The 21371-nt window shown below is 61.8% G+C and carries 17 protein-coding genes; 3 read left to right on the top strand and 14 right to left on the bottom strand.

Features of this window, described 5'->3' with window-relative positions; translation table 11 throughout:
• Nucleotides 1–101: 101 nt before the first annotated feature.
• From I2H81_RS05335 to trhA, 8 genes are all read right to left on the bottom strand, one after another.
• Complete coding sequence (locus I2H81_RS05335; RefSeq protein ID WP_117640528.1) at nucleotides 102–1298, bottom strand: Nramp family divalent metal transporter; 1197 nt, start codon at nucleotides 1296–1298, stop codon at nucleotides 102–104.
• 74 nt (nucleotides 1299–1372) lie between these two features.
• Complete coding sequence (locus tag I2H81_RS05340) at nucleotides 1373–3217, bottom strand: magnesium transporter (protein WP_195644835.1); 1845 nt, start codon at nucleotides 3215–3217, stop codon at nucleotides 1373–1375.
• A 328-nt stretch (nucleotides 3218–3545) separates the two neighbouring features.
• Entirely contained in the window at nucleotides 3546–4952 is a 1407-nt protein-coding gene (locus I2H81_RS05345) for a polysaccharide deacetylase family protein (RefSeq protein WP_229108088.1), read from the bottom strand.
• Between the two features lie 72 nt (nucleotides 4953–5024).
• Nucleotides 5025–5780, bottom strand: coding sequence for a PRC-barrel domain-containing protein (locus I2H81_RS05350; RefSeq protein WP_117735883.1), 756 nt, complete (start codon nucleotides 5778–5780; stop codon nucleotides 5025–5027).
• Entirely contained in the window at nucleotides 5780–6169 is a 390-nt protein-coding gene (locus I2H81_RS05355) for a YtxH domain-containing protein (RefSeq protein ID WP_099432470.1), read from the bottom strand. The genes I2H81_RS05350 and I2H81_RS05355 overlap by 1 nt, the downstream gene beginning before the upstream one ends.
• Nucleotides 6170–6305: 136 nt before the next feature.
• Entirely contained in the window at nucleotides 6306–7139 is an 834-nt protein-coding gene (locus I2H81_RS10390; protein WP_229108089.1) for a cyanophycin synthetase family protein, read from the bottom strand.
• Between the two features lie 24 nt (nucleotides 7140–7163).
• Entirely contained in the window at nucleotides 7164–8537 is a 1374-nt protein-coding gene (locus tag I2H81_RS05365) for a hemolysin family protein (RefSeq protein ID WP_195644836.1), read from the bottom strand.
• A 110-nt stretch (nucleotides 8538–8647) separates the two neighbouring features.
• Nucleotides 8648–9331 (bottom strand): PAQR family membrane homeostasis protein TrhA, encoded by a 684-nt coding sequence (gene trhA, locus I2H81_RS05370; protein WP_195644837.1) that lies wholly within the window; start codon nucleotides 9329–9331, stop codon nucleotides 8648–8650.
• A gap of 186 nt (nucleotides 9332–9517) precedes the next feature.
• On the opposite strand from trhA, the gene I2H81_RS05375 reads away from it, so the two are divergent.
• Nucleotides 9518–10483, top strand: a complete 966-nt coding sequence (locus tag I2H81_RS05375) for an alpha/beta hydrolase (RefSeq protein ID WP_195644838.1) — start codon at nucleotides 9518–9520, stop codon at nucleotides 10481–10483.
• Nucleotides 10484–10615: 132 nt separating this feature from the next.
• On the opposite strand, the gene I2H81_RS05380 is transcribed toward I2H81_RS05375, so the two are convergent.
• From I2H81_RS05380 to I2H81_RS05405, 6 genes are all read right to left on the bottom strand, one after another.
• The gene (locus tag I2H81_RS05380) at nucleotides 10616–11821 is read right to left on the bottom strand and encodes a DUF362 domain-containing protein (protein WP_195644839.1); all 1206 of its coding nucleotides are present in this window, start codon (nucleotides 11819–11821) and stop codon (nucleotides 10616–10618) included.
• 217 nt (nucleotides 11822–12038) lie between these two features.
• A complete protein-coding gene (locus I2H81_RS05385; protein WP_195644840.1) occupies nucleotides 12039–14705 on the bottom strand; it encodes an ABC transporter permease in 2667 nt (888 codons plus the stop codon).
• Nucleotides 14706–14713: 8 nt separating this feature from the next.
• On the bottom strand, nucleotides 14714–15427 hold the full coding sequence (locus tag I2H81_RS05390; protein WP_195644841.1) for an ABC transporter ATP-binding protein: 714 nt from the start codon (nucleotides 15425–15427) through the stop codon (nucleotides 14714–14716).
• Between the two features lie 238 nt (nucleotides 15428–15665).
• The gene (locus I2H81_RS05395) at nucleotides 15666–16871 is read right to left on the bottom strand and encodes an ABC transporter permease (RefSeq protein ID WP_195644842.1); all 1206 of its coding nucleotides are present in this window, start codon (nucleotides 16869–16871) and stop codon (nucleotides 15666–15668) included.
• Nucleotides 16858–18045 carry an ABC transporter permease gene (locus I2H81_RS05400; RefSeq protein WP_195644843.1) on the bottom strand — a complete coding sequence of 396 codons (1188 nt, stop codon included), beginning with the start codon at nucleotides 18043–18045 and terminating at the stop codon, nucleotides 16858–16860. Before I2H81_RS05400 ends, I2H81_RS05395 begins: the two co-directional genes overlap by 14 nt.
• Before the next feature lie 9 nt (nucleotides 18046–18054).
• Nucleotides 18055–18993, bottom strand: coding sequence for an ABC transporter ATP-binding protein (locus tag I2H81_RS05405; protein ID WP_055251488.1), 939 nt, complete (start codon nucleotides 18991–18993; stop codon nucleotides 18055–18057).
• Between the two features lie 199 nt (nucleotides 18994–19192).
• Here I2H81_RS05405 and I2H81_RS05410 point away from each other — a divergent pair, with 199 nt between their 5' ends.
• Together I2H81_RS05410 and I2H81_RS05415 are read left to right on the top strand one after the other, a co-directional pair.
• Entirely contained in the window at nucleotides 19193–20338 is a 1146-nt protein-coding gene (locus I2H81_RS05410) for a sensor histidine kinase (protein WP_195644844.1), read from the top strand.
• Complete coding sequence (locus tag I2H81_RS05415) at nucleotides 20335–20964, top strand: response regulator (protein WP_195644845.1); 630 nt, start codon at nucleotides 20335–20337, stop codon at nucleotides 20962–20964. Before I2H81_RS05410 ends, I2H81_RS05415 begins: the two co-directional genes overlap by 4 nt.
• Nucleotides 20965–21371: the final 407 nt, after the last annotated feature.

The following is a 21371-nucleotide window of genomic DNA, read 5'->3' on the forward strand; positions in this document are numbered from 1 at the left end:
TTTGGCATTTTTTGTCCACTCACATATTACTAACCCCCTATAACAGGCAAAATACAGGCCGCAACCCATGGCAGCGGCCTGTTTGGAGTCCAAAAGAGGCGCTAAGCGCTGTAGCCCATCGCTTGCAACACAAACATGACGACCGTCAGCACCGTAATCACGGCGATAGTCGCCCAAGTGAGCACGTTCCACACGCGGCCGTTGCGGTTGGCGCCCATAATGTGACGGTCGGCGGCGATAACCACTTGGAACACCAGAACCACGGGCAGTAGCACGCCATTGATGACCTGCGAGGTCATCATAATCTGGAACAGATCGACACCGGGCATAAGCACCAGCACGGCAGAGATACCGATGATGGCCGTAATGATGCCGCGATAGACCGGGGCCTCGTCCCAGCTGCGGTCGGCACCGCGCTCCCAGCCAAATGCCTCGCAGATAGCGCTCGACGTAACGCCCGGCAGCACGCAGGCAGCCAAGAAGCTCGCCGCGACCAAGCCCGAGGCAAACAGCACCGTAGACCACTGGCCCGCGATGGGCTCCAGCGCGCGGGCAGCATCGGCAGCATCGCTAATCTGAATACCCGCCGGGAACAACACCGTGCCGGTCGTGATGATAATAAAGCCCGCAATGATATCAGCAGCGATCGAGCCGCTCACGGTATCAATACGCTGCAGCACGATGTCGTCCTCGCCCGCGTTCTTATCGACCACGTTGTTCTGCGCCAAGAAAATCATCCACGGCGCGATGGTGGTACCGATCGTTGCGACCACGAGCGACACGTAGCTGGGGTCATTTTGAATGTTAGGCACGACCAGGTCGACCGCGACCTCACCCCAGTTGGGGCCAGCCATAAACGCGGCGACGATATAGGTCACGAACACGCAGCTCACCAGCAGCAGAATCTTCTCGATGCGCTGGAAACTACCCGACATGGTAAGCATCCATACCAGCAGCGCCACCAACGGCACCGAGATGCTCGCCGGCACGCCAAAGAGAGCAAGACCGCTGGCGATGCCCGCAAACTCCGAAATGGTCACAGCCGTGTTGGCGATCAACAGCGCCGCCATAGCAAGTACACTCTTGCGCACGCCAAAACGCTCGCGAATGAGCGATGCCAGGCCCTTACCCGTGACGCAGCCGCAGCGCGCCGCGGTCTCCTGCGTCACGATGAGCAGCACAGTCATGACGGGAAGCATCCAGAGCATCTTGTAGCCATAGCTGGCGCCCGCGCTGGAATACGTTGCAATGCCGCCGGCGTCATTGCCCGAAAGCGCCGCCAGCAGACCGGGACCCATAGCGCCAAAGATGGCCGCGATGGTCAGCTTTTGCTTGGTGCCCGATTTTTGCTTGGTATTTTGCACGCGACCACCTAACCCATGACTGACATGGCGAGCAGCACCGCGGCGATGCAATACGCCACACACGAGATCATGACGGCAATAACGTTCATGGCGGTGCCCGACGTGTTGAGGTCATGCTCGTCACGCCAGAACAGCACCATCAGGTAAATCACGGCACTCATGTTGCCAACCAGGCAAATGATGGCAGCGATATTAAAACACCCGGTAAAGAGCTGCTCCTCAAACATAGAGGCATCGGGGAACGCGGCGGTGCGCACCAGCTGCGCGCACAGGTAAGTAACAAGCGAAAGGATCAGGCCCATGCCCGTGCTCTGGAAGAAGAACCCCAGATACGGCTTGGGCTCGTCGTCGTGACCGTCATACTCCAGGAAGTAGTTCTTGACGAACGACACCATGCGCGAGGCCGCCAGCAGCACGAGCGGCATGGCGCACATGGGGAACACCACCAGATGCGCGGAGCCGAGCGCCGTTCCCAGCACGGTCGCCATGATGCACGACGCGATGCCCCATACAACAACCCAGTACTGGCGATGCACGAACCAGCTGAGCACGTTCGTCGAGTCGTCGGACGCGCTGTCACCCGAGCCGACACCAGCGATCTGCAGGTCCTCCTGATGCTCCTCGGCGATAACGTCCATGGCGTCGTCGAAGGTTACGATACCCAGGATGTGACGGTTCTCGTCGCAGACGGGGATGGCGACCAGGTCATACTTGGTCATCTCGTCCGTCACGTCTTCCTGGTCCTCGTCGGGCGACACGTAGACCAGGTCGCGATAGGCCAGCTGACCCAGCGTGGCGTCGCGATCGGCTACGATCAGCGTGCGCAGCGAAAGCACACCGGTCAGCATGCCGCTCGGATCCTCGGTATAGACGTAGTAGACGCTCTCGAAGTCCTCGTCGAGCTCGCGAATCGCCTCGATGGCGTCACCGACCGTTGCCGTGGCGGGCAGGGAGACAAACTCCGAGGTCATGATGCGGCCGGCGGTGTTGTCCTCATACCCCAGCAGGTTACGAATCGCCTTCTCCTCCTTGACGCCCATCAGGCGCAGGAGCTTCTCGGCCTTCTCGTAATCGAGCTCGTCGATCAGGTCGGCTGCATCGTCCGGGTCCATCATGGCCAGCATCGACGATGCGTCCGTGTCGGACAGGCCCTCGAGCATCTCGGTCATAAGCTCGTCGTCATCGAACTCCGAGATGGCCTCGGCGGCCTGTGCCGTATCGAGCTGCGCAAACACCTGCGCACGTAGGCGCGGGTCGAGCTGCTCGATAATGTCGGCGATGTCAGCAGGGTGCAGCTCGCCGAGCGTCTTGTGTGACACCGAGAGTTGGATGTTTTTAGTCGAGCGGTCGAGCAGGTCCATGTAGGACCAAGCGATGATGTCCTCGCTGAGCGGCTTGCCCAAGTGCTTCATAAAGCCTTCGACGATATGCTCGAGCGCGGGGCTGATGGCGCGTAGCAGACCGCGGGCGCCGACCTCGGCACCCAGCAGGCGCAGCTGGTTTTCGCCCGACATGGAAAACTTGATGTCGTTGACGCGCACGACCTTCATGCCCTGCGTGTCGACGATCTGCTTGTTGAGCACGTCGCGCGCCAGCAACAGCTCGGTCGGCTGCAGGTACGAAAAACGGATTTCGGTGGCCGACGCCTTAAGGTGTACACCCGTCTCGTCGATACGGTCGACCCATTTGCGCCAGCTGATCATAAACGGCGTCTTGCCGGGGCCGCGGAACGCGAGCGACGTCACGTGCGGAAAAACTTCGCCGGTAGCAATGCCAAAATCGTTGACCACGCCGAGCTTTTCGCCGTCGACGTCCAAGACCGGCAATTTGAGCATCTCACTCAGATAATTCAATGGTGCTCCCCATCATTATTCCTCCGGACGCGGCCGCGCGTGCGGCGTCCGGGGGCTTCTGGATATGTATACGCATGCGCGGGCGGCACGCCGCTCGACGCTTACACCCCGTGCATGCGCAAAAAGCACCTGCATGGGATCATCGACTGTATGGTCGAGGTTTGGATTTCACCTGTAGCCTTTCTCTTGACCCTCATTAACCGCAGTAACTATAGCATCAGCATCGCCCTGCGGCATCGAATTTATGCGCTGCACATTGCAGGCATACCAAACGCTGACGTATCCGTGACATAGCCATTGGGGACGTTCTTAAACGACTACCCAATGACTACTCTGTGGTGTCATCGTCCTCGGCAAGTTGGGGGAACACGGCGTCCTTGGGCATGGTGACCTTCGTCAGCGAGGTGAGCTTTTTGCTCAGCGACGTGTCCGTCTTAACCAGGTCGCCGAGCGTCACGATCTTGTAGCCGTCGGCGACAAGGCCGTCGATGATCTGCGGCAGCGCCTCGAGCGTCTGCTCGGCGCATTCGTCTCTATCGGTGAGCAGCACGATATTGCCCGGCGTCACCGAATCGAGCACCGTTGAGACCTGCTCGTCGGCACCGTTGAGCAGCCAGTCGCCCGAGTCAATATTCCACGAAACCACGGCGGAGACCAGGTCCATCGCATCAATCCAGTTTTGCTCGTCAAAGGCAGCGTAGGGAGCACGCAAAAGCATCGTCTCGACGCCGGTCGCCGACTTAATCGCCTCGGTGCCCTTCGTGATCTGCTTGCGCACCGTCTCGCGATCCTCGCCCTTGAGCGAATCATCGCTGTAGCTGTTGGAGCCGATCTCGCACCCGGCATCGATAATCGCTTTGGCAGTAGCGGGCGAGGCTTCCGCGGCATCGCCCGAAAGGAAGAACGTCGCGGTGACGCTCTTTTCCTTGAGCACCTGCAAAATCTGCTTGGTCGCACCGCTCGGACCCTCGTCAAACGTCAGCGCCACGTACTTTTCGTTGCCCTTGGGCGCCACGCTGGCGCACGCAACGACGCAATCGGTGGCGGGCACAACCTCGCCGCGGTCCTGCGTCTTGCCCGACTGCTCACCAACCCACACTTCGGAGCGGCCCTGGACGCCCCACGTCTGCACATACTCGATAGCACCCGTGCCCTCGACCTTGAGCTTGGGCTCGATAACCGTAGCCTGAACCTCATGCTTCTCGTAGGTGTTACGGCCATCCTTGACCGTCACCTTCTCGCCACCCTCAAGTTCGCGGCTATCCCATTTGCCCTGTTTTATGCGCTTGCCGTCCACCTTAACCGACAGCTTTTCGCCGCCATGGCGCTTGAGCACGCTGTCATCGACGGCCAGCAGGTCGCCTGCGTCGTAGGTGTCAGTCAACTCCTGGTCGTCGATGAGATTCTGCAGCGTAGAGCCCACGCGCACCGCGGTCTTTTGCCCGTTGAGTTCCACGTCCACGCTGCGGTTGACGTAGCCCACGACGGCAGCGATAAACAGCACGAGCGCACAACCCACGGCGATGAGCGCATAGGGCAGACGGGACGGTCGGCGCGGCGAGCGCCCGTTGCCGATGCGCGCACTGCGATCGCTAAACCCGCGGCTATGGTTGAGGTACATCGCGCCGGGCTTACGGCGGCGACGGCGCTGACCGCTGGGCAGCTGCCCCAGGTCGCGGCGCGCCGTCGGACGCGCACCCGAACGCCCGTTTAAGTTGGATCCGTTTTGGCGCATATGCCCTCCCCCATAAACACAGCAAGCCGGAGCAACAGGTCTCCGGCTTGCCTCCCATCATTTGGTACGTCGCTATTTTGTAGCTTTTGACGAGCCTCCGCTCGCCTTTTGGTATTCGTCCTTAAAGGCCTTGAACATGCCGCGCGTCTTGCCGAGCTGCTTGCCCAGTGCGCGACTGCCCTTGTCCACGGCGACCGATCCCTTGTCATCGAGCACCTTGGCGCCCTTTTTGACCTTGTCGCCCACCACGACGCTGGCCTCGGCGGCCTTAGCAGCCGCACCGCCCGAATACCCGAGCGACTTGACCTCGTCCGAGACAATCATCGCGCCGTTCTCGTAGCCGCGCAGCATCGTCGGCGGCACCTGCGTGTCACCAACCAAAACACTCGAAGCAGCACCGGCGGTCACATAGAATGCCTGCACGATGCCCGAGCGCGGCTTGAACTCGACGTCCGAGCAATAGCCCACGACGTCGCCCGATTCCGTGCGCACGTCCATGCCGACCCAGATAATGCAATCGTCCAGGTTGATGTCGAGGCGCTTGGCGGCGGCGGCATCGTACGTGTCCTTGACGTCATCGACCGCAATGGCGCCCTCGTAGACACCAATGGCGTCGAGCGCTACGAATCGGTCGGGACGCTCGATCATGCCCGCGATATCGGACTGGCGGACCATAAAGCCGACCACGCGCGTACCGCCCGGGGTAAAGACCGGAAAGTGAATCTTTCCGAGCTTTTTTGGGCTGCGCGGCGTGCCGTCCTTTTTGGTGCGCTTGTCCTCGGTAGGCTTACGATAGATCTTGGCGCCGACAAAATCCCCGGCGCGCATTATGCCTCGGTCGAGGGCTCCGCAGCCTCGGTATCAGCCTCGACGGCGTTCTCGACCACGACGTCGGCGGCAGGCGTCACGTTGCCACCCGAAATGGCGTCGTTGAGCTGCTCGCGCAGCTGATCCATGCGCTCGCGGGCCAGGTCGACCTTGGCGCGCAGGTCGTCAGTCTTGGCGTCGACCATCGGGCCAAAGTCATTCACCGCGGCACGGGCCTCCTCGGCGCTGTGCTCGTAGGTGTCGCGCATATTGTCCCAGGCGTCGTTGGCGATATCGGCAGCCATGGCGCGGGTTTCGGCGCCCGAGCGCGGGGCCAGAGCAACGCCGATAATAGCGCCGGCAGCGGCACCAAAAAGTGCGCCGGAGACAAAGCTGAAAGTCTTACCCATGATCATTCCTCTCCTGCGGGCACGTCGGTGCCCACCGTTTGAATGCTGTCCATTATACCCGCAGCGCATCACTTGCCGCTCCGCTCATCTGCGTACGGCAAAGGCGCAGGTACGTGATGGTGATAAACGCGTAGGCCTACTCCTGAGGCATAGCCGGCATGGCCACCGTGGCACCCGGGTCCTCGCCGGCGCCGTCCACGAGCGGCAGGCCGCCCTCATGCGCAGGTCCTGCCGGAACCGTCGCCGCACCGCCAAAGACGGCAGCAGAGGCCTCGTGGTTCTCGGCAACCGCGCCCTCGGTATCAATCGCCACCTGGGGCTCGTCGTCAAAGTTGGGGACGCCCTGGGGCTCGGTGGGAACGGGCTCGGCGATCGCATCGGCAACGGGCTCGGCGTCGACCGGCACATCGCCCTCGTCAGCGCCCTCGTCCTCGGCAGCATCTTCGCCGTTCACAGCGGCGACGGCCTCGTGAGGATCCTTGCCCTCGGCCTCGGCGCGCATGCCCAGCACCAGGTTGCGCAGGCCCGCGACCGTGCCTTCCACGTCGGGGGCAGGCTGGTCGGCGTGCAGGTACGCCCAGTCCATCATAAAGGTGGCCGACGACAGCGCACCGATGGCCAGTGCGTCGTCGGGACACGAAAGCTCGACCTCAAAGACACGCTCGTCATGCTCGCTTACGCGCGTGCGGCCGCACGAGATGCTACCGGCAAGACCGGTCTCGTTCATGAGCTCGACCGTCACGTGCTCCAGCAGGTGGCAGAGCTCGGTCTGACCCATGCAGTCCTGGAACTCGCGGCCGGAATCGCCCAGGCACAGGTGCTTGGCAATCGCGGGCACCAGGTAGTACACGCGCGCCGTGGCCTCGATGTCCTCCGAGGTCATGAGCGGCATGCCGGGGTTCACCAGCACATGCGCGCAGATCTTGTCCTCACTGACGGTGACCTTAAGGATGTTGAACAGGCCTGCCATAACTCTCCCCTACTCTTCCTTGCCCTACTCGTCGCCGTCGTGCGGATTCGCGGAACCCGCACCCGACGTCGTCGGCTCGTTTACCGAAGACTCGGAATCCTTCTTATCGGTTTCGGCCGGAGCGATCACGCGAATGAGCGAGATGCGCTGGCCACGCATCGACTGCACTTTAAACTTGTACCCCGCGACCTCAAACACCTCTCCGATGTCGGGCACCGAGTCACAAAGCTCCAAGATCCAGCCGGCGATGGTCTCATAATCATCGCTTTCCTCGAGCGGCCAACCAAGCTCAATCGCGTCATCGCACGAAAAACGCCCATCAACGAGCCACTCGCGGCGCGAAAGGCGCGTGAGATACTTGTTGTCGGGGTCGAACTCGTCCTCGATCTCGCCGACGATCTCCTCGACGATGTCCTCGATGGTGATGATGCCGGCCGTGCCGCCGTACTCGTCCACGACCACCACGATCTGGTCGTGCGAGGTCTGCATCTCGGACAGCAGCGGCAGGATGTCCTTGGTGTCGGGCACAAAGGCGGCGTCGCGCAAAAAGCCGGCGATGGGCTGGTCGCCCTTGCCGTCGAGCGCGGGCTGGATCAGGTCCTTGATGTGCGCGATACCCGCGACGTTGTCGGGGTCCTCGTGATAGACGGGGATGCGGCTGAAGCCGGTCTGGCGCATGGTGGATAGCACGCTGGCGACCGTCTCGTCGTCCTCGCACATGGTGGTGTCCACGCGCGGCACCATGACCTCGCGGGCAACGGTGTCGCCCAGGTCGAAGATCTCGTGGATCATGCGCTTTTCCTCGTCGAGCAGGTCGTCCTGCTCCGAGACCATGTACTTGATCTCTTCTTCAGAGACGTTCTGACGGTCGTCGGCGCTCTTGATGCGCAGGATGCGGGCCAGGCCATCGGAGCAAGCGCCAGTCAGCCACACGAGCGGACGGGCGATCTTTTGGAAAAACGACAACGGTCCCACGACCTGCTTGGACACGCCCTCGGCATTGGCCAGGCCGATGCGCTTGGGCACAAGCTCGCCGATCACGATGGACACGAAGGCAACCGCGACGGTGATGATGACCGGCGCCAGGCCGCGCGCGATGGCGGAGAGCGGCGCGATGCCAAAGCTCATGAGCCACGTGGCGAGCGGGTCGGACAGGCTCGTCGAGGCGACGGCGGACGAGGCGAAGCCCACGAGCGTGATGGCGACCTGGATGGTGGCGAGCAGCTGGTCGGAGTCGGCAGCCAGCTTAATAGCACGCTCGGCGCGCTTGTCGCCTTCCTCGGCCTCGTGCTCCAGCACGGCGCGCTTGGCCGTGGTGAGCGCCATCTCGGACATAGAGAAGTAGCCGTTGATGAGGGTCAAAACGAGGGTGGTGATAAGGGAGATGGTTATGTCCATCGGGAGTTTCTCGAACCTCCAAGATTCGGGACGTCAGGTTAAAACGTTGATGGCGGATACGGCAATGGCGCCGGCGCCCAAACGAGGACGCGGGCGCGCAGGCGTGGTCGCTAGATTACGAAGAGGATCACCGCCATGAACTGGAAGATGCTACCGGCGAGCACCCACAGGTGAAACACGCTGTGCAGATAGCGCACGTTTTTGGCGATATAGAACGGCACGCCCACGGTGTAGCACACGCCGCCGACAGCGAGCAGAGCAAGTGCCACGGGGTTGAGCAGCGACACGAGCTCGGGCAGCTTAAAGACGACGAGCCAGCCCATCAGCAGATAGACCAGGCCGCTTACCCAATGCGGCTGGCGCTCGCGCAAAAAACACTCGAGGGCGATCCCGACGATGGCGATGGCCCATACGGCAAAAAACAGCACGGGACCACCGTCGTTTGCCAGCGTAATGAGGCAAAACGGCGTATAGCTGCCGGCAATGAGCAGATAGATACAGCTGTGGTCGATAATGCGGAACACGCGCTTGGCGCCCGCGGGCTGAATCGCATGGTAGAGCGTGGAGGCAAGGTATTCGAGAATAATACTGGCGCCGTAGACGATTGCCGCGGCCATATGCGCCGGACCGCCACCGCGAAGAGCGGCAAATACGATCAGGAGCACAAGACCTGCGATGCCCAGCAGGCAACCGACACCATGGGTGACGGAGTTCATGATCTCCTCGCCCACCGTGTACTGCGGAACGGCCGCGGCCTTGGGTCGCGGCTTGGAACTGTCGCTCGAATCGGACATGCCGGTTACATCCTCCAACGTAAAGAGTTCTCAACACTATATCAAAGCGTCTGGGTGCGTGCGAAATTTGCACCATACGTGACCCTTTGTTTACCCATTCTTTGCCTGTTGACGCATCAACGGTGAACGTCCATAATGCACTTGCATTAAATGTTGATGTATTAACATCTTATAGGAAAGCTTCTTATGTCTCAAAACGCACGTTCCCATCGAAAGCTCAAGATAGCCGGCATCGTTGCGCTGGTGCTCGTTGTCGCGCTGCTGGGGTTTGCCGGCAACTTCTTGTTCGACTTTGCCCTGAATCCCCAAGCGCCCTACACCATGAAGATGATGCAGGACGGCAAGGACGAAAAAGAAAGTGAGCAGCCGGATGCCGAGGGAACCGAGGCGCGGGCATGGTTTAAAGAGAACCGCGAGAGCAGCAGCCTCACCGCAGATGACGGAACCGAACTTGCCGCTTGGTATTTTGCCGCCCCAGAGAGCACGCACAATTACGCTATCTGCCTACACGGATACACCGATGAGCCCATCGGTATGGCCCGATACGCCAAACGATTCCATGACCGCGGCATGAACGTGCTCGCGCCCGCCGCTCGCGCCCACGAGCGCTCCGGCGGCGACTATATCGGCATGGGCTGGCCCGAGCGCCTCGACATCGTCGTATGGATCGAGCGAATCGTTCAAGCTGACCCCGAGGCGCGCATCCTGGTCTTTGGCGAATCGATGGGCGCGGCGACCGCCATGAACGTCGCGGGGGAATCTTTGCCGTCCAACGTGAAATGCATTATCGAGGACTGCGGTTATACAAGCGTTTGGGACGAGTTTTCCCTGCAGCTCAAGGACGTGTTCGGCCTGCCCAGCTTTCCCTTGCTCGATGTAGCAAACTTGGTGTGCAACGTGCGCGCGGGCTACGACTTTCATAAGGCGAGCAGTGTGGAGCAACTCAAACACGCGACGGTTCCCATGCTGTTTATTCACGGCGACCAGGACACCTTTGTGCCGTACGACATGCTCGACCAAAACTACGACGCGTGCGCCAGCAGGGTCAAGCAAAAGCTCACCATCCACGGCGCCACCCACGCCAAGAGCGCGCAAGTCGACCCCGAGCTCTACTGGAATACGGTCGACGACTTCCTCGACGAGAATTTTTAGGAAATAGGGCGGTTTACTGGTCTATCTGACCCCCTAGCACTTCCAAAAAGCCGCCCGTGGGCACTGTGCTCACGGGCGGCTTTTACTAACAGTTGTGCTACAAAGGCGCTTGTTTTGTCCAATAGCTAGGCGCTATTTGACCTCGATGAGCTCGTACTTGCTCGTGCCCAGGCCGATCTTCTCGGCATGCGCGATGCACGCGCGCCAGTCGGTGTCGGGATGCGTGATGCAGAAGGGATCCTTGGCCTGCTCGCCCTCCAGATGCTCGTGATTGTGCTCCATCTTGGCCGCGCTGTCAGTGAGCTCGGTGTTGGGCAGCGGCTCAGATGCCATGACGGCATCGGCACAGGCCTGGTCGATGGCGACCGGGTCGAAGCTCGCGAACATGCCGATGTCGTTGACGATGGGCGTGTCATTCTCGGGATGGCAGTCGCAGTTGGGGCTAATGTCCATGGCGAGCGAGATGTGGAAGCTCGGGCGGCCGTCGACGATGGCCTTGGTGTACTCGGCGATCTTGTAGTTGAGTACGTCGGCCGCGGCGTCATAGTCGGGCTTGATGCAGTCCTGGTTGCACGCCGCAATGCAGCGTCCGCAGCCCACGCAGCGATCGTGGTCGATGGTAGCCACGCGAACCGTGCGGGTGCTGCCGTTGGCAAGCTCGCGCTCACGCGTACCGTCAAACGTGATGGCGCTGTGCGCGCAAATCTTCTCGCAGGCACGGCAACCTACGCAGTTGGTAGTATCGACGCTCGGCTTGCCGGCGGCATGCTGCTCCATCTTGCCGGCACGGCTGCCGCCTCCCATGCCCAGGTTCTTCATGGCGCCGCCAAAGCCGGCCTGCTCATGACCCTTAAAGTGCGTGAGGCTGATCACGATGTCGGCATCCATGAGTACCTGGCCGATCTTTGCCTCGCGCACGTACTCGCCGCCCTCGACCGGGACGAGCGCCTCGTCGGTACCCTTGAGGCCGTCGGCGATGATGATCTGGCAACCCGTGGCATACGGGGTAAAGCCGTTCTGATAGGCGGTATCGATGTGCTCGAGCGCGTTTTTGCGGCTACCCACATAGAGCGTGTTGCAGTCGGTGAGGAAGGGCTTGCCGCCCAGCTCCTTGACGACATCCGCGACGGCGCGGGCGTAGTTGGGGCGCAAAAAGCTCAGATTGCCCAGCTCGCCAAAGTGAATCTTAATGGCGACGAACTTGTTCTCAAAGTCGATCTGCTCAATACCGGCGCGGCGAATGAGGCGCTTGAGTTTGTCGAGCTGGCTCTCGCGAGCATGCGTGCGCAGGTTGGTGAAGTACACCTTTGCCGGTGCCGCGGGTGCGGTTGCGGTCATAGATCTATCCCCTCGGTCTATATGGCGTTACAGACATAGAGGATGGTACCCGTTAAAGTAGGGTCGAAGTCAAGCACAACACCGAGTCGTTAGGCACTCATTGGGGACAGACTTAAATGAGTGCCGCCAGGGACAGTCCTTGCCAGTCCGGCCGGCGAGCCGGCGAATCGGCAAAGACTGTCTCCAACGACTAGTCGTTTAAGAACGCCCCCAATTGCTACTCTTGCACCTTGAGGGCCTCGGCCAGGCTGACGCGCTTGATAGAGCGCGTGTGCAGCAGTGCCACGACCAGGTAGGTCGCAAAGCCGATGCCGACGCATGCAGCCATGGACCAAGCGGGCACGTAGATCTCGATATTGCCGTTGTAGGCGAGCAGCATCGAGCGGAAAATCGCGGTCAGCGAGCCAATAATGACCGGCAGGCTCAGCACGAGTGACACCGCCACGCACAGCGTGATCGAGCGGATGTACAGATGCGAGATCTCGCTATCGCGATAGCCAAAGACCTTCATGTAGCTAATCGACCGGGCGCTATGATCGATAACAGCCTTGGTCAGCAGGTACATAAACAGCAGGAAGATAAACACCGCGAGCCCGATCATCATTCCGATCATTTTGCTCATCATGCCGATGAACTGGTCACCCACGGCGCGCATGTCGTCGGGCGTGGTGTCGCCGGCAAAGTAGCGCGCGTCGAGGTCGAGCTTCTCGTCGCTCACATAGCCGTTAAAGTAGGCGGCGTCGTTGCCGAACAGCTCGTTAAAGTCGTCGATGCTCATATAGATATTCATGTCCGACTTTGAACCCCAGACGCAGTCCTTACCCGCGTACTCAAGGGAATAATGCTCACCCTCGTACTTGTCGCTGAGTGTGACCTTCTGGCCCTCGCTCCAGCCAAACTTGTCGAGCAGGCCGCCGCCAAAGACGACGCGGCCATCGCCGATGTTGAGGCCCTTCCAGTAGCGCGAATCGGACGAGATGCCGTAGACAGAAATCGTTTCCTCGCCATTACCGTCACCACGGTCGTACTGCAGCTGGTAAACGGCATACTTCTCGGCCTGCGCGATTGCGCCCGCGCCGTTGTCGGTCGTATTGACCGGGTGGATATCGTCGTTGTCAGTGTCGATCTTAGAGGCCTTGTCGATCAGATCGATGGCCTCATCGCGGTTGCAGCCGAGGGCATCGGCAAGATCGTCAAGGCGCGCGTAGAGCGCATCCTTCTTGTCCTGGACCTTGGCAAGCGCATCCTGCGCTGCGGTCAGGCTCTCGGCAGACGGAGATGCGGTCGCGGCATCGGCTGCCGTCTGCGCCGCATCGGCCGCGTCGTCAAGCTCGTCATCGGCATCCTGGGCGGCAGAAAGCAGCGCGCCGTCAACCGACTGCAAGCGCTCGAGTGCCGACCACTGCTCGCGCTCCTCGGTAGTGCCCTCGAGCTCCAGCGGCGCCTTGAGTGTGTACTGATGCTCGGCGACCAGGCTCGTCTCCAGGTTGTCCGCATAGTGCGTCATCGTGGGCAGGATCGCCAGGCCAAAGAGCAAAAGCAGCGACCCAAACGCGATGCCCACGAAGAGCGTGGCGAAGTTGCCCAGGTTGCGCAGGAAGACGCGCAGGCGGAAGCGGGAGACAAAGCCCATGCGTTCCGGCAGCTGCAGACCGCGCTTGGTACCCGACTTGCCACTCGCCTCGTGACGAAGGAACTGCAGCGGCGTCTTGCCCATTTTGCGGAGCAGACCCACCAGCGTGATGAGGATGAGCGCGGCGGCGGGGACCACAGCGCACTTCACAAAGATTTCCCAGCTCCAGTACACCTGGAAGGGCGGCAGGCTGTACGAGCCGTAGTAGAGACCGCGCATGGGCTCGGTAAAGAACGCAACGCCGAGCGCGGTGCCCAAAAGCGCCGCGACCACGCCCACGATGGCGGGAAGCGTGAGGTAGTGCAGCACGATCTCGCGGCGGCGATAGCCGCTGGCGAGCAGCGTGCCGATGATGGCGCTCTCCTCCTCGATGGTGGCGTCGGTGAGCACAACAAAGACAAATGCCATGATCACGATGATGATGTCGAGCAACGTCATCCACATCATGGAGTCGCCGTCCACGTCGTCGCGCGCATAGCCAATGCCTTGGTTGGAATCGGCATCGATCAGATCGTCCACACGCGCATCGGCATCGGTCAGCGCCTCGACCATATCCTGCTCGGCATCGATGCGATCCGCGGTGGGAAGGTCGCGATCGGTAAAGGTAAAGGAGTAGGTGTAGGCAGGCGCGCCGCCGGCGTCCTCAAGCGCGGCAAAGCCGGCGTCGGTGACCTCGGCCACGCCGTACGTGATGGTGTTCACCGTGAAGTCCGAATTGTTGAGGAACAGTGCCTGGCTATCGGGCTGGGTCATGATGCCGCAGATGATGTAGGTGCGACCCTCGAGCTCGACCTTATCGCCGATGGCGAGGTCGTTGTTGGTGGCGAAAACACGGTCGATTGCCACCTCATCGTCCGTCTTGGGCTGCCTGCCCTCACAGTAGGACGCGATATCGACCTTGGTGCGGTGCGCATAGGTGCGCAGCGTGCGCTTGGTGCCGTCGTCGCCGGCGGTCTTTTTGATGATGGCGTCGATGGAGAAGTTCTTGTAGAACGTAACGCCGCCGACGTCGCCGGCTGCATCCTCGGCTGCCTTGAGCTGGTCTTTGGTGGCCTCGAAGGAGGTGGTCACGCGGCCGTCCTCAATCGTGTACGCATCGCGCATGTCGTCGATAAGGCAACCGATGGAATACGCCGCGAGCAAAAAGCCCGAGGTAAGGGCGATGCTTCCGCACATAAGCAAAAAGATGCCCAGGTACTTGCCGATATTGCGGCGCAGCTCGCGCGGGAGACGTTTTGCGAGAGGTGTCATGGCGCCGCCTACCAATCGAGCTCGGCGGCCGCGACGGGTGACTCGTTGAGCTCATCCTCGACGATGCGCCCGTCGCGCAGGCGCAGCACGCGATTGGCCATGCGCGCGATGGCGGCATTGTGGGTGACAATGATGATGGTGCAGCCGTAGGTGCGGTTGACGTCCTCCATGAGCTGCAGGATTTCCTTGGATGTCTTGTAGTCGAGCGCGCCCGTTGGCTCATCGCACAGCAGCAGGCCCGGGTTTTTGACGAGCGCACGGCCGATGGCGCAGCGCTGCTGTTGGCCGCCAGAGACCTGGCGCGGGAACTTGTTGCGGTGCTCGTAGAGGCCCAGCGAACGCAGCAGGTCGTCGACATTGAGCGGGTTTTTGGACAGGTGCGCCGTGACCTCAATGTTTTCCTTGATGGTAAGGTCGGGCACCAGGTTGTAGAACTGAAAGACGAAGCCCAGCTCGCGGCGACGGTACTCGCCCAGATCGGCAGGCTTGAGCGCAGTGAGGTCGCAGCCGTCCACCATGATGGAGCCGCCGTCGGCATCCTCCAGGCCGCCGATGAGATTGAGGAACGTCGATTTGCCCGAGCCCGAGGGCCCCAGCATGACGCAGATCTCGCCGCGGTTGATGGACGTGTCGATGCCGTCGAGCACCGTCAGGCGTGCATCACCGTCGCCATAGTGTTTCTTGAGCCCTTTGACCTGGACATAGGCTTGCTTTGTCGCCATGCTATCCCCCGTTGTTAGCCTTCTGCTACTTTTCTAGGCTAATAGTAAACCCCGGCGAACTATTTTTAAGCGACGTGCGCGAACTATTTTCCAACCTACTCATTGGGGACAGACTTAAATGAGTGAAATCGCTCATTTAAGTCTGTCCCCAATGAGTGGTCCAAGTGCCGACATATTGGGACAGTCCCTGCCAGCCCTGCCGGCGAATCGGCAAAGACTGTCCCCAATGACCAGGTGGCTAGGCGTGGGATTTGTTGTGGGCGAGGGCTAGGCCTACGGCGGCGATGGCGGCGGCGAAGAGCACGGTGACGCCCAGGTCGCAGGCGATGTCGCCCAGCGCGGCAGACGTCAGGTCCGAGGCAAGCGCCTTGCCGATCGCGTCGCTCACCCAATACGTCGGCACAAAGTGCGCCGCCGTCTGCACGGCCGGACCCATCAGCGACAATGGCATCCAGGCGCCGCCCAAAAACGTCATGAGCAAGCCGAGCAAGTTGCCCACGCCGTTGAGCAACTCCTCGCGAGCGCCCAGGCTCGACAGCGTAAAGCCGACGGCCAGCGGCGTGCACGCCAGGGCAAACGTCGCCGCCAGCGCCAGGCACACGCGCCCCACGCCGACCTCGGCGACCGCGCCGGCAAAGCCCACGACACCCATCATGCTCGAAACAAACCAGATGCAGACGGTGAGCACCGCGGCTGCCGCGAACACGGCAAGCGAACGCTGGCGCTCGGAGACCGGGCCGGCCTCCATGCGGCGCACGCGCTCGGGCTCGTTCATGCCCGAGAACACCAATCCCACCGACACGATGACCGACGAGATGATCGCGTACGCGCCAAAGTTGAAATACGACTCGAGCGTGGCGGCGGCAGTCGAGTCGACCTTGACCTGCTCAATCTGGACCTCGGCACGCTTGGCGGCAGCATGCTCAGCAGCCTTGGCGACGTCACCGTTGGAGACAGCTGGCTCAAGCGCCGCCGCAGCGCCTGCGAGCGAGACCCACCGCGAGGCCTCGGCAGACGAGAGCGCCGCCGCCATGGTGCCAGAACCATAGGTCACGTCGAGCTTGGGCAGGGCTTCCCCCGCACGGGCGGCTGCAACAAGATCGTCCTCAAACCCCTCCGGGATAAAGAACACGCAATCGGCGCTGCCCTTGGCGCTGTTGCTCTTGGCGAGCGCATCCGCAAGGTCGTACGTGTCGTCGCCGACGCCCGTGACCAGGTCAAAGCGTGAGCCCAGGTGCTTGGTAAGCGCCCGCGAAAGGTCGCTATTGTCGCGGTCGACCACGATCACGTTGGTGTCGTAGGGCTCGTACTCGGTAAGCTGCGACGAGTTCCAGCTCACCGAGGCCGCGATGAATACGCCCATGAGCGAGATGAACACCGTATAGATGAGCAGGTAGAACGGGTGCGCGAGCGCCATGCGAAGCGCGGTCTTAAAGGTGCTCATAGCGGCTCCTTCCAAAGATCAGCGTAGCGGCGGCGACAAACACCAGGGCCATCAGGACGAGCGCGCCGGCGCGGACGGCGAAGGGCCCCAGGTCCTCAAAGAAATACAGGCGATTGAACATATCGCAGATGAGCTTGACGGGGTTGAGCCAGCACTCGGCCGGGCAGGCGCGGGCGACGTCGTCGGCAAGCGCCATCGCCGGCTCGCCGTAGAGGCCGGCGAACAAGGCGCACGTGGTGGCAAAGCCTGTGAGGATGCCCGACTTGGACGCCTTGCCGCCCTTAACGGGAAGCGTGCCCACAAAGATTCCCAGACCCGTGGCGGCAAGCGCGGACGCAGCGCCGCCCACCAGGCACAGTCCCTCGCGCCCGCCAAAGTCGACACCGACCACCAGGCGCACGTAGCCGATCGCAACCGCCATCGAGGTAAAGGAGACCAGCCACGAGCCGATAAAGATGCCGGCCAGCGACGCCGTCTTGGAAACGCCGCCCACGCAGCGGCGCGCGCCAAGACCCGACAGATTAGGCTGCAAATCGGTGACGCTCAAAGCGGCAAACTCGGCAGACATCATCGCGACCAGGCCAAAGAGCGCGTAATAGTAGATGGTCGTACCGTCGGGCGTGGTGCGCGTAAGGCTCACACGGCGGGTGCCGCCCTCGAGCGACAGGGCGCGCGCAACCGCCTCCGGGTCGGCGAGCGCCGCCGGGTTGTCCTGGGCAATCTGGCTCATGAGCTCGGCATTTTGCGTATACGAGCTCGCCACCGTCTCCAGAATGCTGCGATCGGTGAGCACCGACGTGGCACGCGAGCTGTCGTAGCTCGAAAGCAGCGTGAGCTTGGGCGTGCCTGCGGCATCAACCGTATAGATGCCCGCGACCTCGCCGGCCTTGAGCGCTTTGCGCGCGGCAGCCAAGTCTTCGTACTCGCTCACATCGAGCAGCTGATCGTCGCCCGCCTTGGCAAGCGAAGCTGCCACGTCCTTAAAGGTCGAGGCATCCCAGGCCTCGTCCGCCACGACGGCCACCGGCACCGGATCGACCTTGCCGTCGGAGCTGAGGTTCGCAAACATAAACATGAACATCGTGGAAAGCGCGATAGGAAAGAGAGCGCCCCAGACCCACGTGCTCGGCCGGCGCAGCAGCGTCTTGACCGTGGTGATGATGGTGTTGAACATGGCCGCCCCCTAGTCGCGCAGCTCGCGGCCGGTGATCTCGAGGAACACGTCGTTGAGGGTCGGCGGTTCGGAATAGATGCGGCCGAGCGGCACGTCATGCGAGCGCAGCGCATCGAGAATGTCCGTCAGGTTGTGCGGGCTCGCTTCGCACGAAAACGTGAGCTGTCCCGCCGTTGCCGAAAGGTCCAGAACGTGCGGCAGGCTTGCGACGGCACCGAGCGCCGCACTCGGAACCTCGCCGACCTCGATTACAATCTTCTCGCCCATCTGAATCATGCGCTTGAGCTCGTCGTTAGTGCCCTGCGCCAGCACGCGCCCACCGTCCATGATCATGATGCGGCTGCAGATCTGCTCGACTTCCTCCATGTAATGGCTGGTATACACCACCGTGGCGCCCTCGTCGCGCAGGCGGCAGATGCCCTCCAGGATGGCGTTGCGGCTTTGCGGGTCGACCGCCACCGTGGGTTCGTCAAAAAAGATGAGCTCGGGCTTGTGCGCGATGCCGCAGGCAATGTTGAGACGACGCGCCAGGCCGCCCGAGAGCTTGCCGGGGCGGAACTTGGTAAAGTCGCCCAGGCCGACAAAGTCGATCGCCTCGTCCACCAGCGCGCGGCGGCGCTTGCGGTCGTTGACGTAGAGACTGCAGAAATAGTCGATGTTCTCGCGCACGGTGAGCTCGTCGAACACCGCCACCTGCTGCGGCACCACACCGATGCGGCGCTTGAGGTCGTAGCGGGCGGGCGTCATGCGCTCGCCGAACAGCTCGATGGTGCCCTTGTCGTAGGCGAGCAACTGCAGGATGCAGTTGATGGACGTGGTCTTGCCCGAGCCGTTGGGGCCCAGCAGGCCAAAGATCTCGCCGGGAGCGATACTCAGGTTAAAGTGGTCGAGCGCAATAAGGTCGTCGTAGCGCTTGACGAGGTTTTCGACGTGGACGATGTCTGTCATGAGGCGGCCCTTCTGTTGCTTGCGGCCCGGTACGATTGCATCATCGCAGGAGCGGGCGGCGCGCACCAGTGAGCTTTGTCACGAGTGCGGGGGGTCTTGGTCGCCGGCCTGCCGACGCCCCCGCTTTGCCACGCGGGAGGAATGTCACGGTTGCGCAGGCGGCCCCTCCACCATGCGCGGCTTCGCGTACAATACCCGTATGAACAGGCTTTTCGACAAATCGATCGTGCTGGCGTGCTGTATTGCGGCCGCCACGGGCCTTGCTGTGGACGCTCGCCTGGTCGCGGCGTTTTGCCTTGGCGTTATTGCCACCTCGCTGGCCGAGGTGGCACAGGATGAACGCACGCGCCGTGCAAGCGAGGCCGCGAGCTACGTTTACATCATCGCGGCCGTCTTCATACCGCCGTTTGTGCCGTTTGCGCCTCTCGCCCTCTATGACATCGCGCGGCGCGTGCGCCGTGAACGCATCTGGCCCGCGCTGGCGATTGGCTCCGTGTTTGCCTGTGCGCTCGTCGCGGACCTTCGCGGCGGCGCGCTCACCACCCGAACGCTGTTGCTAACCGCCATCCTTTCGGTCGCCGCCACGTTGCTGTCGCTGCGCACCGCGCAGCTGGAGCGCGAACAGGAACGCATGCGTCGCACCCGCGACAAGCTGCAAGAACGCGCCCTGGCACTCGAGGCGCGCAACCGCGACCTCGCCGACCGCCAGGACTACGAAGTCGAGCTCGCGACGCTCGCCGAACGCGCCCGCATCGCGCGCGAGATCCACGATAACGTGGGCCACCAGCTCACGCGCGCTTCGCTTCAAACCGAAGCCCTGCGCGTGGTCCATGCCAACGAGCCCGGCGTTGCCGCCGATTTCGCCGACGTCAAATACACCGTTGACGAGGCGCTCCAGCTCGTGCGCGCCAGCGTCCACGCGCTCAATGACAATGCGACCAACCTCTCCGTGCAGCTCGAACGCATCGTTGAAGGCGCGCGCTCGGACAGCGGTCCGCAGATTGAGCTTGAGGTTTTGGCCGAGCATGCGCCCGCCAACGTCGCCAACTGCTTTGCGGCGGTGCTGCGCGAGGCGCTTTCCAACGCCATGCGCCACGCCCATGCCAAAACCATTACCGTGCGGTGCATGGAGCATCCGTCGTTTTACCAGCTCATCGTTACCGATGATGGCGCAGACGCGACCCCGGCAAGCAGCAGCAACGTCGCAGAAGGCATGGGGCTCGTCTCCATGCGTGAGCGCGTCGAGGCGCTTGGCGGAACCTTCACCGCCGGCCCGCGCGCCGGCGCCCCCGGCTGGCGCGTGTTTGCCACCATCCCCAAACAACAAGGAGATGACGCCCGATGAGGCTCATCGTTGTCGACGACGACCGCTTGGTGGTCGATTCGCTTAAGATTATCCTGGGCGCCCAGCCACAGATCGAGGTGGTGGGCACCGGCGCCAACGGCAACGACGCGGTGGCACTCTACGCCGAACTCGCACCCGATATCGCGCTGCTCGACATTCAGATGCCAGGGCGCGACGGCCTTTCGGCGGCGCGCGAAATCCTTGAGCACGACCCCGCGGCACGCGTGGTGTTTCTGACGACATTCTCGGATGACGAGTACATTGTGTCGGCGCTCAAGCTGGGCGCCCGCGGTTACCTGATCAAGACCGATGTCGCCGCCATTCCGCCAGCGTTGGCGCAGGTCATGGATGGCAAACGCGTGCTCGAGGGCAAGGCGATCGAAGATGTTGACTTTGACGGGATGGGCGACAAGACGGGCACGCCCCGCCGGCCCGCAGCCTTTGCCAGCCTGACCGACCGCGAGTTCGAAGTCGCCGAGCTCATCGCCCGCGGCCTCGATAACAAGGAGATTGCCGCCACGGCTTATATGGGAGAAGGCACGGTGCGCAACCACATCAGCTCGATCCTGGCCAAAATGGGCCTGCGCAACCGCACCCAAATCGCCATCGCCTACCTGCGAGGGTAATTACCCAACGGCCGACCGCTCCGGCATAGCAAAATGGCTGCCATCGATTTAATGCCATTTCAAAACTATGCCGGTTTCCGGGGCTAAACCCAGGAACCCCGTCCATACTCGCGTTTTCCACAAAATGGCAACTCGTCTACCTGCGGTTTTATTTTCACGCTTTTCGGTATGGTTGGGGATTCGGAATCCGGCCCCGTAAACCGGCATAGTTTTGTTCGAGCGGCCCCGCACGAGTACCTCCGCAAGTCTCGCGGGACCAAAATGATCCGTTTTCCTCCGTCCCCGGGGGATCATTTGGCGGCGCCAACCACGAAATCGGCCCATCTACTACGTTTGACTCGATACCCCCGACCATACCCCTGTTTTCCAGAAAACTGCAGGCGTTCTACCTGCGGTTTTGTTTTCGC

The organism is Collinsella aerofaciens, from assembly GCF_015561195.1.
Taxonomy (GTDB): Bacteria; Actinomycetota; Coriobacteriia; order Coriobacteriales; family Coriobacteriaceae; genus Collinsella; species Collinsella aerofaciens_AC.

What these genes read in the sequence shown, in the direction of transcription:
- I2H81_RS05380 (WP_195644839.1), bottom strand. Translation starts at nt 11,821, where the DNA reads ATGACCGCAACCGCACCCGCGGCACCGGCAAAGGTGTACTTCACCAAC.
- I2H81_RS05350 (WP_117735883.1), bottom strand. Translation starts at nt 5,780, where the DNA reads ATGCGCGCCGGGGATTTTGTCGGCGCCAAGATCTATCGTAAGCCTACC.
- I2H81_RS05410 (WP_195644844.1), top strand. Translation starts at nt 19,193, where the DNA reads ATGAACAGGCTTTTCGACAAATCGATCGTGCTGGCGTGCTGTATTGCG.
- I2H81_RS05345 (WP_229108088.1), bottom strand. Translation starts at nt 4,952, where the DNA reads ATGCGCCAAAACGGATCCAACTTAAACGGGCGTTCGGGTGCGCGTCCG.
- I2H81_RS05390 (WP_195644841.1), bottom strand. Translation starts at nt 15,427, where the DNA reads ATGGCGACAAAGCAAGCCTATGTCCAGGTCAAAGGGCTCAAGAAACAC.
- I2H81_RS05405 (WP_055251488.1), bottom strand. Translation starts at nt 18,993, where the DNA reads ATGACAGACATCGTCCACGTCGAAAACCTCGTCAAGCGCTACGACGAC.
- I2H81_RS05375 (WP_195644838.1), top strand. Translation starts at nt 9,518, where the DNA reads ATGTCTCAAAACGCACGTTCCCATCGAAAGCTCAAGATAGCCGGCATC.
- I2H81_RS05395 (WP_195644842.1), bottom strand. Translation starts at nt 16,871, where the DNA reads ATGAGCACCTTTAAGACCGCGCTTCGCATGGCGCTCGCGCACCCGTTC.
- I2H81_RS05355 (WP_099432470.1), bottom strand. Translation starts at nt 6,169, where the DNA reads ATGGGTAAGACTTTCAGCTTTGTCTCCGGCGCACTTTTTGGTGCCGCT.
- I2H81_RS05400 (WP_195644843.1), bottom strand. Translation starts at nt 18,045, where the DNA reads ATGTTCAACACCATCATCACCACGGTCAAGACGCTGCTGCGCCGGCCG.
- I2H81_RS05365 (WP_195644836.1), bottom strand. Translation starts at nt 8,537, where the DNA reads ATGGACATAACCATCTCCCTTATCACCACCCTCGTTTTGACCCTCATC.
- I2H81_RS05385 (WP_195644840.1), bottom strand. Translation starts at nt 14,705, where the DNA reads ATGACACCTCTCGCAAAACGTCTCCCGCGCGAGCTGCGCCGCAATATC.
- I2H81_RS10390 (WP_229108089.1), bottom strand. Translation starts at nt 7,139, where the DNA reads ATGGCAGGCCTGTTCAACATCCTTAAGGTCACCGTCAGTGAGGACAAG.
- trhA (WP_195644837.1), bottom strand. Translation starts at nt 9,331, where the DNA reads ATGTCCGATTCGAGCGACAGTTCCAAGCCGCGACCCAAGGCCGCGGCC.
- I2H81_RS05415 (WP_195644845.1), top strand. Translation starts at nt 20,335, where the DNA reads ATGAGGCTCATCGTTGTCGACGACGACCGCTTGGTGGTCGATTCGCTT.
- I2H81_RS05335 (WP_117640528.1), bottom strand. Translation starts at nt 1,298, where the DNA reads ATGGGTCCCGGTCTGCTGGCGGCGCTTTCGGGCAATGACGCCGGCGGC.